This window comes from Polaromonas sp. P1_G1, assembly GCF_056405595.1.
This window is the reverse complement of the sequence record NZ_JBFUBU010000063.1, coordinates 18,277-34,232: the sequence shown is the minus strand read 5'-3', so window position 1 is coordinate 34,232 and position 15,956 is coordinate 18,277. Positions and strand designations below refer to the sequence as shown.

Sequence of the window (15,956 nt, the reverse complement as noted above, 5' to 3'; positions counted from 1 at the left end):
GCTTGGGTAAGGCGCCCGCGGCGGCGCGCTCGGTGCGCGCCAGCGCCAGGCTCATGGCGAGCGCGCCGCGCACCGGCCGCAGGTCGCCGCCCAGGGAGAGCTCGCCGGCGAATTCATACCCTTCGAGCTTGCGGGCGTCGACCTGGCCGACGTGAAGGGCCAGGCCGCGGCACGGCGCGCGCTCGAAATCGCGGCCGCCGGCGGGCACAGCGTGCTGATGATGGGCGCACCCGGCTCCGGCAAATCGATGCTGGCCCAGCGCTTTGCCGGCCTGCTGCCGGCCATGACCACCGAGGAGGCGCTTGAGAGCGCGGCCGTGGCCTCTTTGGGCGGCCGCTTCTCGCTGGACAAGTGGGCGCAGCGCCCGACCTGCGCGCCGCACCATACCGCCAGCGCCGTGGCCCTGGTCGGCGGCGGCTCGCCACCGCGGCCCGGCGAGATCTCGCTGGCGCACCGCGGCGTGCTCTTCCTCGACGAGCTGCCCGAGTTCCCGCGTGCGGCGCTCGAGGCGCTGCGCGAGCCGCTGGAATCCGGCAGCATCACCATCTCGCGCGCCGCCCAGCGCGCCGAATTCCCGGCCCGCTTCCAGCTGGTCGCGGCCATGAACCCCTGCCCTTGCGGCTACCTCGGCTCCAGCTTGCGGACCTGCCGCTGCTCGCCCGAGCTGGTGGCGCGCTACCAGGGCAAACTCAGCGGCCCGCTGCTGGACCGCATAGACCTGCATGTGGAAGTCGGCGCGCTGGCGGCCGATGAACTGGTGAACTCCCCGCCCGGCGAGGCCACGGCCGACATCCGGCTTCGCGTCGTCGCGGCGCGCGACCGCGCAATGGCCCGGCAAGGCAGCACCAACCAGGCGCTGGAGGGGCGGGCCATCGACACGCAATGCCAGCTCGACGACGCGGCCGCGAAATTCCTCAACACCGCGGCCGCCCGGTTGGGCTGGTCGGGACGCGGCATCCACCGCTGCCTGAAAGTGGCACGAACCATCGCCGACCTGGCCGGTGCGCAGGCCGTGCAGACGGTGCACGTGGCGGAGGCGGTGCAGTACCGCCGTGCGCTGAAGGCCGCCCAGTGATACTGGCGTTTTTCAGTTCTCGCGCGGCCTGCGCGCCTTGCGGGTTTTCCACCAGCGCGACAGATGCACCTTGAGGTCGTGGCGCGGATGGGTGATGCGCCGCACGGCGCTCACGTAATCGAGCGCCAGCCCCGGCGTCCAGGCCATGGCTTCGGCGCGCACGCGCGCGCTGCCGGCCATCCAGACGTCGGGGTGCAATGCCAGCCGCAGCAGGGTGCGCCAGAAAGGTTTGTCGGCAAAGACGCCTTCCATGGCCGCGTCCACGGCCTGCGTCACCACGACGGAGCAATTGCGGCTGGTGAGGTTGTAGGTGTCGTCCCGGTGGTAAACATCCCAGAAGGCCTGAAGGTAGGTTCTGTTGTAGACACGGAAATGCAGCTTGTGGGTGGAAGGCCGGGTCGCCGCGGCTTCTTCGGCATAGGCCGGCAGCCAGACGCCGGGATGGTCGTTGCCCGAAGTGGCGCGCAGGTGGCCGACCAGGTTGGCCTGCGTGATGGCCAGGCGGACCCGCGGGTGGTGGCTGATGTACAGGCCGTCTTCACATTCCAGCGCGATGTGGCCGGTTGAGACGCGGCCCTTCTTCGTCATGGAGGCGATGTAGCGCTCGATCAGCGGAAGGCGTATGCGGTCCTGCTTGTCGTCGACTCCGTCGACCGCCGTCCAGACATGCACGATCATGTGGCCGGCGGCGGCGTTCGCGGCCAGCACCTCGGGGGTGGCCGGCGCCGCGTCGGGTGGCAGCACCCGGGTGCCGCTGTAAAGTTCGACGGCCGCCAGCCGGGAGCCGCGCGGCAGGCGCCTGAGCCGCCAGGCGCCGCGCATCAGGACATAGCCGCCCACGCCCAGCGCCAGGCCGGTGCACAGGGACACGTTCATGCTGGAGGGTACGGGCCAGTCGGTGAACAGCAGCAGCGCCAGCAGCAGGTAAGCCCAGCCTGTCAGGTTGGACTTGCGCCAGCTGGGGTAGCGGATCAACCAGCTGGAGACGATGCGGATCAGGCCGTTGAAGGTGAAAGCCGCGCCAAACAGGATGCCGGCGGCGATCGCGTTGTCCCAGGGGAAGTCCAGCACCAGGCAGGCACACACCACCATGGCCGCGCCGCGCAGCAGCTCGAAACGGCGCCGCATTCGCGCGTGGGTTGCGCCCACCACCATCTCGACAAGCCCCTGGGCCAGCAGCACCGCGCCCAGCACCCAGGTGGCGACATCGGCTACGCCGTCCACCAGGTCGACCAGCAGCGCGGCGCCGAAGAGCGCGGCCAGCACGCCGGCCGCCATGAAAATTTTCCAGCGCCCGACCAGCGCATCGCCGCCAAAAAGAATCAACGCAAGTCTGAACATGTTTCTGCCGTTGTGCTGCCGCGAGGCGGCCGGAGGGGCCGGGCTTTAGTTCAATTCACTTCAATGACGCGAAGTCCACCACCCCTTGTCATAAGCCGGGCCATCATAGCGCCGGGCCCCCGGGGCGGCGGGCGTAAAAAAGCCCCGCAACCTGGCGTTGCGGGGCGCTTGGAGCCATGCCGGCCGGGCCGGTCAGCGGTTGTAGTACGGAGAAGGCTCGGCGGCAGGCTGTGCAGCCACGGGTGCGGGCGCCGGCTTGGGGCCGTAGGTGGCGCCGTCGCCGGTGCGCAGCACATTGCCTTCCACCGTCACGCGGCTGCCCACGCTGGGCGCGCGCGCCACTTCCACCATGCGCTGCGAGCCGTCTTCCATGCGCACGCCGACCTGGTAGACGGTTTCCTTGCGCATATGCCCCTCAATCGCATTGCCGGCAAAACCGCCGCCCACCGCGCCCAGGATGGTGGCCGCGGTGCGGCCGCCGCCATGGCCGACCTGGTTGCCGAGCACGGCGCCCAGCACGCCACCGGCAACGGCACCCGCGCCGACACCTGCGGGCTTGGTGGAGCGTTCAACGGGCGTGACCGATTCGACGGCACCGCACACATGGCAGACCTGCGCGACGACCACCGGTGCGGGCGTGGGGCCGGGAGCGGGCGAAATGCCGGCGTAGCTCGGCGCGGGCGCCGGCTTGGGCGTGGGTTTGGCGATYTTTTTTGCAGGCACGGGCGCGGGCTTGGCGGGCGCCGCGGCGGGCTTTTCAGCCAGGTCGTCCGCCGCGGTGGCGGCTGCGGCCACGGGCGGCGCGACTGCCGGGGCCACCGGTGCCGGCTGCGGCGCAGCCAGCGCCACGGGGGCGGCGACGGGCGGGTTGCGCATCTGGTAAATCATGGTGCCGCCCATGGCCAGGACGGCGACGCCCAAAATGCCGACGGCGGCCCACAAGGGCTTGCTGGCCGACGAGGCCTGCTGGCCCGGCTGGAGAGTTTCGGTGGATGTGTTCATGGCAATTCCCTCAGGTGAAATCAAATCGCTTGCTCGGCGTTGGCTGAATCAACAGGTGTTCAACGTTTCCCATGCCGCGAAGGTAAACACGCTCTGGCAAGCGGCCGTGTATTTATGTAAACGCAGCTTATTCTCCGGCAAAGCCGGCGTAAACGCGAATTACACGGGCTTAAAGATTTGGCGCGAGCAGGCGCTGCAGTTCAGCCGCCTTCAGGCCTCGCCGCTGCGCCAGGTCCTGCAGCTGGTCGTCGCCTATCTTGCCGACGTTGAAGTAAGTGCTCTGCGGATGGCTCAGGTAGAAGCCGCTGACGCTGGCGGCCGGCGTCATGGCCAGGCTTTCGGTCAGCGCCATACCGATCTCGCCGGCCTTGAGCAGCTCGAACATCTCTTTCTTGACGCTGTGGTCCGGGCAGGCCGGATAGCCGGGCGCGGGGCGTATGCCCTGGTATTTTTCGGCGATCAGCGCTTCGCTGTCCAGCGACTCGGCCGGAACATAACCCCAGAGGTCCTTGCGCACGCGCTGGTGCAGGCTTTCGGCGAAGGCCTCGGCCAGGCGGTCGGCCAGGGCCTTGAGCATGATGGACGAGTAGTCGTCGTGGTCGTCGAGAAAGTATTTCTCTTTCTTCTCGGCGCCTATGCCTGCCGTCACGGCGAAGACACCGATGTAGTCGGCAACGCCCTTGGGCGCGACGAAGTCGGCCAGGCAGCGGCTGGGCCGCATCACGCCGTCGATGGCGGTTTTTTCGGTCTGCTGGCGCAGGCCGTACCAGGTCATGGCGACTTCGCTGCGCGTCTCGTCGGTATAGATCTCGATGTCGTCGCCCACGCTGTTGGCCGGGTACAGCGCCATCACGCCGTTGGCGGTGAGCCAGCGKCCTTCGATCAGGCGCTTGAGCATGCGCTGSSCGTCGGCRTASACGCGCACGGCCTCGGTGCCCACCACCTCRTCCTTGAGGATGGCCGGAAACGGGCCCGCCAGGTCCCAGGTCTGGAAGAAGGGGCCCCAGTCGATGTACTGCGCGAGTTCGGCCAGGTCGAAGTTCTTGAACACGCGCCGGCCGGTGAACTTGGGCACGGGCGGCGTGTAGCCGGCCCAGTCCATGGGCGTGGCATTGGCGCGCGCCTTGGCCAGCGGCCACATCGGCACCTGCTTTTTATTGGCGTGCTGGGTGCGCACCTTGTCGTAGTCGGTGTACAGGTCTTCAATGTATTTGGCCGCCTGGTCGGACAGCAGGCTTTGCGCCACGCTGACGCTGCGCGACGCATCCGGCACATACACCACCGGGCCTTCGTAGTGCGGCGAGATCTTGACGGCGGTGTGCACCCGGCTGGTGGTGGCGCCGCCTATCAGCAGCGGGATTTTCTTGATGCGGAAATGCTCGTCCTTCTGCATCTCGGCCGCCACGTACTGCATTTCCTCCAGGCTGGGCGTGATCAGGCCCGACAGCCCGACGATGTCGGCGCCCTCGACCTTGGCGCGCGCCAGGATTTCGTGGCAGGGCACCATCACGCCCATGTTGACGACCTCGAAGTTGTTGCACTGCAGGACCACGGTCACGATGTTCTTGCCGATGTCGTGCACGTCGCCCTTGACCGTGGCGATGATGATCTTGCCCTTGGTTTTGACGTCGCCGCCGGCGGCTTCAAGCAGCAGCTTTTCAGCCTCGATGTAGGGCAACAGATGGGCCACGGCYTGTTTCATCACGCGGGCGCTTTTGACCACCTGGGGCAGGAACATCTTGCCCTGGCCGAACAGGTCGCCGACGACGTTCATGCCGTCCATCAGCGGGCCTTCGATGACGTGCAGCGGCCGGCCGCCTTCGGCAAGAATCTCGCGGTAGACCTCTTCGGTGTCGATCACGATGTGCTCGTTCATGCCGTGGACCAGCGCGTGCGACAGCCGCTGGCGCACCGGCAGGGCGCGCCATTCGTTCTTCTTGCTGTCGTCCTTGGCGCCGCTTTTCGCGGTTTCGGCGACTTCGATCAGCCGTTCGCTGGGTGTGAGCTCGGCCTCGCCCGGCTTGTAGACGGGTGTACGGTTGAGCACCACGTCCTCGACGCGTTCGCGCAGCACCGGATCGAGGTCGTCATACACACCGACCATGCCGGCGTTGACGATGCCCATGTCCATGCCGGCCTGGATCGCGTGGTAGAGGAACACGGTGTGGATGGCTTCGCGCACCGGGTCGTTGCCGCGGAAGCTGAAGGACACGTTGGACACGCCGCCGGAAACCTTGGCGCCCGGCAGGTTCTGCTTGATCCAGCGCGTGGCGTTGATGAAGTCGACCGCGTAGTTGTTGTGCTCCTCGATGCCGGTGGCGATCGCGAAGATGTTGGGGTCGAAGATGATGTCCTCGGGCGGGAAGCCGAGTTCGTCAACCAGCACGCGGTAAGCGCGCTCGCAGATCTCGACCTTGCGCTCATAGGTGTCGGCCTGGCCTTTTTCGTCGAAGGCCATGACCACGGCAGCCGCGCCGTAGCGCTTGAGTAGCTTGGCCTGCTGCTTGAAGGGCTCCAGGCCCTCCTTCATCGAGATCGAGTTGACGATGCCCTTGCCCTGGATGCAACGCAGGCCGGCCTCGATGACGCTCCACTTGGAGCTGTCGATCATGATGGGCACGCGGGCGATGTCGGGTTCGCTGGCGATCAGGTTCAGGAAACGCACCATGGCGGCCTGGCTGTCCAGCATGGCTTCGTCCATGTTGATGTCGATGATCTGSGCGCCGTTTTCCACYTGCTGGCGRGCSACMGCCAGMGCYTSCTCGWAYTSRCCRTTCAGGATCATGCGGGCRAAGGCCTTGGAGCCGGTGACGTTGGTGCGCTCGCCGATGTTGACGAACAGGGTGCCCACGCCGATGTTGACCGGCTCCAGGCCGGACAGCTTCATGGGGGGGACGAAGACGGAATTTTCGGTTTCAGACACGGACTCACCTTGGGTAAGAACCTGTTCACGGTCTAAACGGGGCCGCGCAAGCACCTTCTCGGGATGGGATGCAAGGCGCGGTGCGACGCCCATAGTTCACCTATGGGCTAGCGCCGCAACGCCGCAGACCGCCCGAAAAGGTACTTGCCCTCCGGGTTGGGGTGAAATCGGGCGATTGAGCCACCCGAGCCCTTGCATGGGCATTAGCCCATGCGGCGTTCCCGGCTGGCCCACTCATCCCGATTGCACCCCAACGCGGTCCCGTTTAGACCGTGAACAGGTTCCAGGGTGAGCGTCGTTGCCGCAGGCAACGCCGAAAGGGCCGCCTGTAACCCAAGCCTGACGGACGCGGGGTCCGCTGCAACGCTCCTTGGGTTGCCGGTATTTTACCGGCTGAACGCCCTGTTGCGCCATCCCCCGGTGCGAATGCCCCGGGGAACGGAGTGCTACTTAATCGAGTTTGATTTTGGCGACCTTGATGAGGCGGCCGTAATCAGCGTGCTCTTTCATGACCATGTAGGCGAAATCCGCTGAGGTCATGGGGCTGGGCGTGGCGCTCATGCGTGCGAATTTTTCGGCCGTGTCGGGCGTGTTGAGCGCGGCGGCGAAGGCTTTTTGCAGCTGGTCGGTCGTGGCTTTGGGCAGGTTGGCCGGGCCGAAGATGCCGAACCAGGTGCTGATGTGGAAGCCGGGCAGCACGTCGTTGATGGTGGGGATCTCGGTGAAGCTGCTGGAGCGGTTGATGGTGGTCACGCCGAAAGCCACCAGCTTGCCCGATTTGATGTTGGCGCTGGCCGAGGCCAGGTTGTCGAACATCAGGTCGGTCTGGCCGGACAGCAGGCCGGTCTGCGCCTGGGCCGAGCCGCTGGAAGGCAGGTGCACCACGCTGATCTTGGCCAGGCTTTTGAACAGCTCGCCCGCGAGGTGGCCGGCGCTGCCGTTGCCGCCRGAGGCGTAGTTCAGCCGGCCGGGATTCTTGCGCGCATAGGCGATCAGGTCCTTGGTGTCCTTGATGTTCAGGCGTTTTGCCGTCTCGGCATTCATGACCAGCACATTGGGCACACGGGCCACCAGCGTGATGGGCGTGAAGTCCTTCAGCGCGTCATAAGGCATGTTGGGGTAGAGCCAGGGGTTGATGGCGTGGGTGGCCACCGCGCCCATCACCAGCGTATGGCCGTCGGCCGGCGCCTTGGCGACCAGTGCGGCTCCCACGTTGCCGCCGGAACCGGGCCGGTTGTCGACCGTCACTTCGGTCTTGAGCAGGGGGCGCAGCTTCTCGGCCAGGATCCGCGCGGCATTGTCCAGCGGGCCGCCGGCGGGGTACGGAACGATGATGGTGACCGGTTTTTGCGGCGCCAGCTGCGCATGGGCCCCCAGGGCGGCCGTGGCCACGGCGAATGCCGCGGCGATCTTGATGAATGAACGCACGTTCATGATTTCCTTAGTTGTGATGTTGTGTTGTGTCCGGCCACGGGCAGGCTGCAGGGCGCAGCGCCGGATGGTGAAAACCAAGCCTGACAAACGGGCCTGACTATAGCCGCTAAATGTGACGCGCCGGGGGTGATCCCGCCTGGATACTTTGTAACGGCCGGGACGGGAAGAAAGGGATAAGGTGGCCGGGAAGGCCCCTCACCCTCAGGCGGCTTCCTTGTAGAAGCCGCCGCGCTGCCGCGAGCGCGCGGCCACAGGGGCCACGGCGTGGGCAATCGCACCTATGTGGTCCGGCGTGGTGCCGCAGCAGCCGCCCACGATGTTGACCAGGCCTTCATCGGCGAACTCGCGCAGCAGGCGCGAGGTCACGTCGGGCGTCTCGTCAAAGCCGGTGTCGCTCATGGGATTGGGCAGGCCGGCATTCGGGTAGCAGCTGATGAAGGTGTCGCCGGCCACGCGGGCCAGCTCCTGGATGTAGGGGCGCATCAAGGTGGCGCCCAGCGCGCAGTTGAGGCCTATGGCCAGCGGCGCGGCATGGCGCACGCTGTGCCAGAAAGCCGTCACGGTCTGCCCGCTCAGGATGCGACCCGAAGCGTCGGTCACGGTGCCGCTGATGATCAGGGGCAGGCGCTCGCCGGAGTTGTCGAAGTATTCGTCAATGGCGAACAGCGCCGCCTTGGCGTTGAGCGTGTCGAAGATGGTTTCGACCAGCAGCACGTCACTGCCGCCCTTGACCAGGGCCTCGGTCTGTTCGTAATAAGCCTTGCGCAGCTCTTCAAAGCTGGTGTTGCGCGCGCCGGGATCGTTCACGTCGGGACTGATGCTGGCCGTCTTGGGCGTGGGGCCCAGGGCGCCGACCACGAAGCGCGGCTTGTCGGGCGTGGAGAACTTGTCGCAGGCGGCGCGCGCGATGCGGGCCGATTCGTAATTCATCTCGACGGCCAGCTCGGCCATGTCGTAATCGCCTTGCGCCACGGTGGTCGCGCCGAAGGTGTTGGTTTCAATCATGTCGGCGCCAGCGGCCAGGTAGCCTTCGTGGATGTCCTGGATCACGTCGGGGCGCGTAAGACTCAGCAACTCGTTGTTGCCCTTGACGTCCTTGTGGAAGTCCTTGAAACGCTCGCCGCGGTACTGGGCCTCGTTCAATTTGAAGCGCTGGATCATGGTGCCCATGGCGCCGTCGAGGATGGCGATGCGTTGTTCCAGGATGGCCGGCAGTTGTTGGCCGCGGGTGTAGGTGATTGGCTTCATGGCCTAATTTTAAGCGGCCGCGGTTTTTTCGACAGACGCCGAAATGGCCACCCTGTTTTCCGCCGGGCCGCCCCAAGGAAAACGCGCCCCCTCGGGGGGCAGCGCAGTACGCGAAGCGACAAGCGTGGGGGCCTTAGACGACAATAGGGGTATTGACTCCATCATGAAAAATTTTCAACCCAAAGAGGCCTGGTCCTGGCTGCAGGCGCATCCCGATGCGCTGTTCGTGGACGTGCGCATGGAAATCGAGTCGCTGTATGTCGGCCGCCCGCCGGGCGTGGTCAACGTGCCGTGGTACGAGTACCCCGACCTGCAGCCCGACGCGCACAAGTTCGCCGAGGCCGTGGCGCGCGAAGCCGCGGGCAAGGCGCAGCCGGTGCTGCTGATCTGCCGTTCCGGCAAGCGCACGCTGGATGCGGGCAAGGCGCTGGAGGCGGCCGGTTTCACCGACGTGCAGCATGTGGTGCACGGCTTCGAGGGCGAACTCGACGAGCAGTTCCAGCGCTCCACACTCTCGGGCTGGCGCTTTGACGGCCTGCCCTGGGAGCAGATGTAGCCTTCGCTTTCCCGGCATCCGCGCAGCAGGCTTCACCGCACCACTTTCCCTTTTCCCATTTCAACCTTGTCCTCACTCCCCGTCTCCCCCCTTCCCACCCCTTTGCATGTACTGGCCGAGGTGTTCGGCTACGACAGCTTCCGGGGCCCGCAGGAAGCCATCGTGGACCACGTGGTGCGCGGCGGCGACGCGCTGGTGCTGATGCCCACGGGCGGCGGCAAGTCGCTGTGCTACCAGATACCGGCCATCGTGCGGCAGCAGGCCGGCCACGGCGTGACGGTGGTGATCTCGCCGCTTATCGCGCTGATGCACGACCAGGTCGGCGCGCTGCACGAAGCCGGCGTGTCGGCGGCTTTCCTCAATTCCACGCAGAGCTTCGACGAAAGCAGCCAGCTTGAAAAACAGCTGCTGCGCAATGAGCTCACGCTGCTGTACGCCGCGCCCGAGCGCATCAACACGCCGCGCATGAAGGGCCTGCTGGCCTCGCTGCACGAGCGCGGGCTGCTGAGCCTGTTCGCGATCGACGAGGCGCACTGCGTGAGCCAGTGGGGCCACGATTTCCGGCCCGAATACCGCTCGCTGAGCCTGCTGCACGAGACCTTCCCCGACGTGCCGCGCATGGCGCTGACGGCCACGGCCGACGCGCTGACACGCCAGGACATGATCGAGCGCCTCAAGCTCGAGGACGCGCGCCAGTTCGTCAGCAGCTTCGACCGGCCCAACATCCGCTACACCATCGTCGAAAAGACCGACCCGACGCGCCAGCTGCTGCGTTTCATCGAGACCGAACACGAGGGCGAAGCCGGCATCGTCTACTGCCAGTCGCGCAAGCGCGTGGAAGAGATCGCCGGCATGCTGCAGGATGCCGGCCTGAAGGCGCTGGCCTACCACGCGGGGCTTGATTCAAGCCTGCGCCAGCAACGGCAGGACCGCTTCCTGCGCGAGGACGGCATCGTCATGGTCGCCACCATCGCCTTCGGCATGGGCATCGACAAGCCCGACGTGCGCTTCGTCGCCCACCTGGACATGCCCAAGAACATCGAGGGCTACTACCAGGAAACCGGCCGCGCCGGACGCGACGGCCAGAGCGCCGACGCCTGGATGGTCTACGGCCTGCAGGACGTGGTGAACCAGCGCCGCATGATTGACACCAGCGAGGCTGCCAGCGAGGAGTTCAAGCAGGTGATGCGCGGCAAGCTCGACGCGCTGCTGACCCTGGCCGAGGACACGCGCTGCCGGCGCGTCAGCCTGCTCGGCTATTTCGGCGAAGACAGCCAGCCCTGCGGCAACTGCGACAACTGCCTGAACCCACCGGCCGTCTGGGACGCCACCGAGGCGGCGCGCAAGATGCTCAGCTGCATCTACCGCGTGCAGCAGGCCAGCGGGATCAGCTTCGGCGCCGGCCACATCATGGACATCCTGCGCGGCAAGGCCACCGAAAAAGTGGCCCAGCACGGGCACGACAAGCTCAGCACCTTCGGCATAGGCGCGGACCTGGCCGAGGCGCAATGGCGCGGCGTGCTGCGCCAGCTGATCGCGCGCAACATGGTGCGCGTGGACGCCGAGGCCTTCAGCACGCTGCAGCTGATGCCGGACGCACGCCAGGTACTCAAGGGCGAGGTCAGCGTGGTGCTGCGCGAGCAGGCGGCGGGCGCCAAGGCCGGCGGCCGCGGCAAGCGCGTGACCAAGACCTCGGTCAAGGGCCTGGCTGAGGCCGCGCTCAACGCCGGCGCGCTCGAGCGCCTGGCGCGCCTCAAAGCCTGGCGCGCCGAAGTCGCGCGCGAGCACAATCTGCCGGCCTTCGTGATCTTCCACGACGCCACCTTGCGCGCGATTGCGGAACGCGCACCACAAGGTGTCGCCGACCTCGAAGGCATCAGCGGTATCGGCGTCAAAAAGCTCGAGGCCTACGGGGCCGAAGTGCTGCGCGTCTGCGCAGCAACGGCTTAGTCCTTCGCCAGCCGGCGGCCGAAACCCGCGCGGTACCCGTACGCCTTGGCCGCTTAAACCGCGCCAGGCGTATTCCGTATCTCGACGCTGTCTATGGCCGCGCGGGCGGGGCGCTGCGGCGTCAACAGCCCGCGAACCAGCCCAGCAGCGTTAAAACACCACGACACGACCGAAAACACGGCTTTTGTGGCGCTGCGTTTTCGCCATGCCATCAACAGGATGGGTACCGCCGCAATGCAGGAGAAGGCCGCGATGCGCGCTGTCCACGGCAGGGGAGCCACCAAAACGGCGAGCAACACGGCCCACCATCCCAGCACGGCGACATACAGCCGCAACTCGCGCACCCGCGTCAGCACCAACCCCAGGTGCGACTCGCCCCAGGCCGCGCGCAGCACTTCGCCCAGGCCGCAGATGTAGCGGCTGCGCCAGCGGCGCACCAGCAACTGGTAGGGAGGCGCATCGTGGCCATGGTGCCGCACGGAATCGGTGCCCAGGCGCCACAATTTCCAGCCCCTGGCATGCAGGCGCATGGCCAGGTCAAACTCCTCATAGCTGTGCAGGTTGCGGTCTGAAAAATACCCCGCTTGCTCCACTGCGGCCCTGCGGTACAGGCCGCCCATGTCCAACCGGTCCACCGTGCCTGCCCGCATGTGGCCCAAACCCCGCTCCACGCGCGCCACATACTCCAGGCTGCTGGTATTCATTTCAACGACTTGCCCTCCCACGCCGGCCACGTCGGGATGCGCCTGCATGAAGGCCAGCGCCTCCGGCAAAAAACCGGGCAGCATTTCCATGTCGCCGTCCAGGATGTAAACAAATTCGCCCACCGAATGCTGGTAACCCAGCTGGGGGCCGACGCCGCAGCAGCGTTCGTCGGCGCGTGCCAGTTGCACGATACGGATGGGATAGGCAGACGCCAGTGCCACGGTGCGGTCGCTGGAGCAGGAATCGGCGAGCACCACCTCGCCACCGACCATCCGGACGGCCGTCAGCGCACTCTCCACCGCGGCGACGATGCGCTTTTCTTCGTTCAGGGCCTTGATGACGATGCTCACCCGGCATGGGGCACCTGTGGCTTCAGAGGGTTGCATCATTTTTACCTCGCAAAATAATGCGGGCCGGCACACCCACGGCAAGCGCGCCGGCGGGGACGTCCGTGATCACCACCGCATTGGCGCCGATGTCAACGTCGTCCCCAATCCGTATGGCCCCAAGGATCTTCGCGCCGGCGCCGATGTTCACACGGTTGCCGATGTGCGGCGCTTCCAGCGGCCTGTCCATGCGCTGGTTGCCGATGGTGACGCCCTGGCGGATGATGCAGTCGTCCCCGATGACGGCCTTGCCGTGCACCACAATCGCGCCGGAATGTTCTATGACGAGGCGCCTCCCGATCTGGGCCGAGACCCCGATCGTGACGCCGCAAAACATTTCAGCCAGCTTGGCCAGTACCAGATGCAGGGCGCCAAGCGGGTAACGCACCAGCCTGGACTGAAACCGGTAGCGCAAATGCCCCAGCCTGTATACCTGCAGCGCCCAGAAGCCCAGGGACAGAACGCCTTCCTGCGCCGCACGCAAGTCCTCAAGAAAAGCCATCGCTATTGACCTTCCATAACGCACATTGAGACGTGACAAGCACTCGCATGGTCGCAGGCTCCAACGGAGGGCGGTTAGGAGTTCCGGGAAGAAGTCCGCGGCAAGCGCCTCAGAACCCGGCAAAACCGGGGCGATAAATCTCAGCTTTCGGAGAGGAAAAGTGCAAGATTCGTACCAATGGACTTGCCAGAGAGATTGCGCTGGCAGCGGCTGTATCAGCAGCGCAGGCGGGTCGTAAAGAAGACCGTTGTGCCCGGTTTTGGGGCGGCCGGGCCGGCGCAAGGCGGCGGTTGGGACGGAAATCTTCCGCTTTGCGTCCAGGCGCCATGCCTGCTGTGCATATCAACCCATCGTTAAGCTCATGACGCATTTTTCGCAAGGGTTTATCCCGAGCGAATAGGCCTTTGCACCCGCATGGCGCACGCAGTGCTTGGGTTAGGATTTCGGCGCTGGCACGCATCGTGCTGGACCTCATAAGTTTCACTGACTGGAGAATCCCGTGATCAAAATCGCAAAAAAACATGGCCTTGCCACGCTGGCTGCCGCCGGCCTCACCCTTGCTGCGATGGCGCCCGCCCACGCCGGCAAGACACTGGATGCCATCAAGGCGCGCGGCCAGGTCATCTGCGGCGTGAACGTCGGCCTGGCGGGCTTCTCCGCCGCCGACAGCAACGGCGCCTGGACCGGCCTTGACGTGGACGTCTGCAAGGCGGTCGCCGCCAGCGTGCTGGGCGACGCCAGCAAGGTGAAATGGGTTCCCCTGAACGCCCAGCAGCGCTTCACCGCGCTGCAATCCGGCGAAGTCGACGTGCTCTCGCGCAACACCACCTTCTCGCTGACCCGCGACGCGTCGCTGGGCCTGCACATGACCGCCGTCACTTATTACGACGGCCAGGGTTTCATGGTTCCCGTGAAAAGCAAGATCAAGAGCGCCAAGTCGCTGAAGAACGCCACGGTCTGCGTGCAGTCCGGCACCACGACCGAGAAAAACCTGACCGATTTCTCCAAAGCCAACAACCTGAACATGAAGCCCGTGGTGTTTGAAAAGCAGGAGGCCGTCAACGCCGCCTACTTCTCGGGCCGCTGCCAGGCTTACACGACGGACGCCTCAGGCCTGGCCTCGGTGCGCAACAAGGAAGCCAAGGTTCCCGCCGACCACCTGATCCTGCCCGAGCTGATCTCCAAGGAGCCGCTGGGCCCCATGGTGCGCCGCGGTGACGACGAGTGGTTCGCCATCGTCAAGTGGGTGGTGTACGGCCTGGTCGAAGCCGAAGAGTACGGCGTGACCCAGGCCAACGTCGACGCCATGACCAAGGACAGCAAGGACCCCGTGGTCATGCGCCTGACCGGCAGCGGCGAGGACACCGGCAAGCTGCTGGGCCTGGACAAGGAGTGGCTGGTGCGCGCCGTCAAGGCCGTCGGCAACTACGGCGAGATCTTCGAACGCAACGTCGGCCCCAAGACGCCGCTGGCGCTGCCGCGCGGCCAGAACAACCAGTGGAACAAGGGCGGCCAGATGTACGCCATGCCGGTGCGCTGACCTGATCACCTGATTCCGATGCGCTAACGCAACGGGCCGCTCACAACCACACGTTGTCGAGCGGCCCGCTTTTTTGGGTACCCCGTTTATGTCCGAGCACTCCCTGATTCCCCCGCGCCCGGCTCCGGCCACGCGGCGCAAGGTTTTTTCCTGGCGCAGCAAGCAGGCGCGCGCCATCGTCTACCAGGTGCTGGCCGTCAGCCTGATCGTCTTCCTGATCTGGCTGCTGGTGAGCAACACCATGGCCAACATGAAGACCCGCGGCATCCAGAGCGGCTTCGACTTCCTGATGCAGCCGGCCGGCTTCGACATCGGCGAAGGCTGGCTCAATTACGACTCCATAGACCCCTACTGGAAAGCCTTCCTGGTCGGGCTGGTCAACACGCTGCGCGTGGCGGTGGTCGGCATCGTGCTGACCTCCACCCTGGGCACCCTGCTGGGCGTGGGCCGCTTCTCGCGCAACGCCCTGGTGCGCGCGCTGTGCTACGGCTACGTGGAGACCTTCCGCAACATCCCGGTGCTGCTGCAACTGCTGATGTGGTACCTGCTGTTCACCGAATACCTGCCGGCCATCGACCAGGCCCTGCACATCGGCAAATGGGTTTATGTCAGCAAGAACGGCCTCTCCTACCCTTCGCCGGTGTGGAAGCTGGGCCAGACGCTGGCGCTTGTGGGCGCCCTGGTCGGTGTCGCGGCCAGCGTGTTCTATGCGCGCAGTGCGCGCAAGCAGTTCGACCTGACCGGCAAACCGCGGCCGGTGTTCTGGGTGTCGCTGGCGCTGGTCATCGGCGGTGCGCTGCTTGGCTGGCTCGCCGGCGGCGCGCCCAACGAATGGAACATGCCGCTGCTGACCGAGTCGCAGGTTGAAGGCGGCGGGGCGCTGTCGCCGGAGTACCTCGCGGTGCTGCTGGGCCTGGTGCTCTACACCTCCGCCTTCGTGGCCGAGGTGGTGCGCGCCGGCATCGCCTCGGTGTCGCTGGGCCAGCATGAGGCCAGCGCTTCACTGGGCCTGTCGCGCGGCCATTCAATGCGGCTGGTGGTGTTGCCGCAGGCGCTGAGGGTCATCATCCCGCCGCTGACCAACCAGTACCTCAACCTCACCAAGAACTCCTCGCTGGCCGTCGCCGTGGGTTACCCGGACCTGGTCTCCATCGCCAACACGTCGCTGAACCAGACCGGCCGGGCCGTGGAGTGCATCGCCATCATCATGCTGATCTACCTGAGCACCTCGCTGGCGACGTCCGGCCTGATGAACTGGTTCAACAGCCGTGCCGCCATCAAGGAGCGCTGAACG

At 66.0% G+C, this 15,956-nt stretch carries 12 protein-coding genes, 1 pseudogene and 1 riboswitch; of the genes and pseudogenes, 5 read left to right on the top strand and 8 right to left on the bottom strand.

The window, feature by feature from the left end:
* Positions 1-208, bottom strand: a 208-nt coding sequence (locus tag AC1D1Y_RS23635) for a magnesium chelatase domain-containing protein (protein ID WP_477684487.1), incomplete at its 3' end; no start/stop codon positions are given.
* On the opposite strand from AC1D1Y_RS23635, the pseudogene AC1D1Y_RS23630 reads away from it, so the two are divergent.
* Positions 134-1,075, top strand: a pseudogene (locus AC1D1Y_RS23630) (YifB family Mg chelatase-like AAA ATPase); the annotation flags it as partial. The gene AC1D1Y_RS23635 and the pseudogene AC1D1Y_RS23630 sit on opposite strands and share 75 nt — an antisense overlap.
* A 12-nt stretch (positions 1,076-1,087) precedes the next feature.
* Here AC1D1Y_RS23630 and AC1D1Y_RS23625 read toward each other — a convergent pair.
* From AC1D1Y_RS23625 to AC1D1Y_RS23605, 5 genes are all read right to left on the bottom strand, one after another.
* Complete coding sequence (locus tag AC1D1Y_RS23625) at positions 1,088-2,416, bottom strand: DUF308 domain-containing protein (protein WP_477684486.1); 1,329 nt, start codon at positions 2,414-2,416, stop codon at positions 1,088-1,090.
* A gap of 192 nt (positions 2,417-2,608) precedes the next feature.
* The gene (locus AC1D1Y_RS23620; protein WP_477684485.1) at positions 2,609-3,418 is read right to left on the bottom strand and encodes a glycine zipper 2TM domain-containing protein; all 810 of its coding nucleotides are present in this window, start codon (positions 3,416-3,418) and stop codon (positions 2,609-2,611) included.
* A gap of 169 nt (positions 3,419-3,587) precedes the next feature.
* Positions 3,588-6,341, bottom strand: a complete 2,754-nt coding sequence (metH, locus tag AC1D1Y_RS23615; protein WP_477684484.1) for a methionine synthase — start codon at positions 6,339-6,341, stop codon at positions 3,588-3,590.
* Positions 6,342-6,624: 283 nt separating this feature from the next.
* Positions 6,625-6,719, bottom strand: a riboswitch (S-adenosyl-L-homocysteine riboswitch).
* Positions 6,720-6,791: 72 nt separating this feature from the next.
* The gene (locus tag AC1D1Y_RS23610; RefSeq protein WP_477654400.1) at positions 6,792-7,775 is read right to left on the bottom strand and encodes a Bug family tripartite tricarboxylate transporter substrate binding protein; all 984 of its coding nucleotides are present in this window, start codon (positions 7,773-7,775) and stop codon (positions 6,792-6,794) included.
* Between the two features lie 201 nt (positions 7,776-7,976).
* A complete protein-coding gene (locus tag AC1D1Y_RS23605; RefSeq protein ID WP_477654401.1) occupies positions 7,977-9,023 on the bottom strand; it encodes a homocysteine S-methyltransferase family protein in 1,047 nt (348 codons plus the stop codon).
* Positions 9,024-9,186: 163 nt separating this feature from the next.
* Here AC1D1Y_RS23605 and AC1D1Y_RS23600 point away from each other — a divergent pair, with 163 nt between their 5' ends.
* Complete coding sequence (locus AC1D1Y_RS23600; RefSeq protein ID WP_477684483.1) at positions 9,187-9,579, top strand: rhodanese-like domain-containing protein; 393 nt, start codon at positions 9,187-9,189, stop codon at positions 9,577-9,579.
* 66 nt (positions 9,580-9,645) lie between these two features.
* On the top strand, positions 9,646-11,529 hold the full coding sequence (gene recQ / locus AC1D1Y_RS23595) for a DNA helicase RecQ (protein WP_477684482.1): 1,884 nt from the start codon (positions 9,646-9,648) through the stop codon (positions 11,527-11,529).
* 53 nt (positions 11,530-11,582) lie between these two features.
* On the opposite strand, the gene AC1D1Y_RS23590 is transcribed toward recQ, so the two are convergent.
* Both AC1D1Y_RS23590 and AC1D1Y_RS23585 read right to left on the bottom strand, forming a co-directional pair.
* The gene (locus AC1D1Y_RS23590) at positions 11,583-12,620 is read right to left on the bottom strand and encodes a glycosyltransferase family 2 protein (RefSeq protein ID WP_477684481.1); all 1,038 of its coding nucleotides are present in this window, start codon (positions 12,618-12,620) and stop codon (positions 11,583-11,585) included.
* Positions 12,607-13,122: a serine O-acetyltransferase gene (locus AC1D1Y_RS23585; RefSeq protein WP_477684480.1), complete on the bottom strand. Its 516-nt coding sequence runs from the start codon at positions 13,120-13,122 to the stop codon at positions 12,607-12,609. Before AC1D1Y_RS23585 ends, AC1D1Y_RS23590 begins: the two co-directional genes overlap by 14 nt.
* Before the next feature lie 565 nt (positions 13,123-13,687).
* Between AC1D1Y_RS23585 and AC1D1Y_RS23580 the strand changes: the two genes are divergently transcribed.
* Positions 13,688-14,662, top strand: coding sequence for an amino acid ABC transporter substrate-binding protein (locus AC1D1Y_RS23580; protein ID WP_477684488.1), 975 nt, complete (start codon positions 13,688-13,690; stop codon positions 14,660-14,662).
* A gap of 88 nt (positions 14,663-14,750) precedes the next feature.
* Positions 14,751-15,953, top strand: a complete 1,203-nt coding sequence (locus AC1D1Y_RS23575) for an amino acid ABC transporter permease (protein ID WP_477684479.1) — start codon at positions 14,751-14,753, stop codon at positions 15,951-15,953.
* Positions 15,954-15,956 lie beyond the last annotated feature (3 nt).

What these genes read in the sequence shown, in the direction of transcription:
- AC1D1Y_RS23600 (WP_477684483.1), top strand. Translation starts at nt 9,187, where the DNA reads ATGAAAAATTTTCAACCCAAAGAGGCCTGGTCCTGGCTGCAGGCGCAT.
- AC1D1Y_RS23585 (WP_477684480.1), bottom strand. Translation starts at nt 13,122, where the DNA reads ATGGCTTTTCTTGAGGACTTGCGTGCGGCGCAGGAAGGCGTTCTGTCC.
- AC1D1Y_RS23605 (WP_477654401.1), bottom strand. Translation starts at nt 9,023, where the DNA reads ATGAAGCCAATCACCTACACCCGCGGCCAACAACTGCCGGCCATCCTG.
- AC1D1Y_RS23580 (WP_477684488.1), top strand. Translation starts at nt 13,688, where the DNA reads ATGGCGCCCGCCCACGCCGGCAAGACACTGGATGCCATCAAGGCGCGC.
- AC1D1Y_RS23590 (WP_477684481.1), bottom strand. Translation starts at nt 12,620, where the DNA reads ATGCAACCCTCTGAAGCCACAGGTGCCCCATGCCGGGTGAGCATCGTC.
- AC1D1Y_RS23575 (WP_477684479.1), top strand. Translation starts at nt 14,751, where the DNA reads ATGTCCGAGCACTCCCTGATTCCCCCGCGCCCGGCTCCGGCCACGCGG.
- AC1D1Y_RS23625 (WP_477684486.1), bottom strand. Translation starts at nt 2,416, where the DNA reads ATGTTCAGACTTGCGTTGATTCTTTTTGGCGGCGATGCGCTGGTCGGG.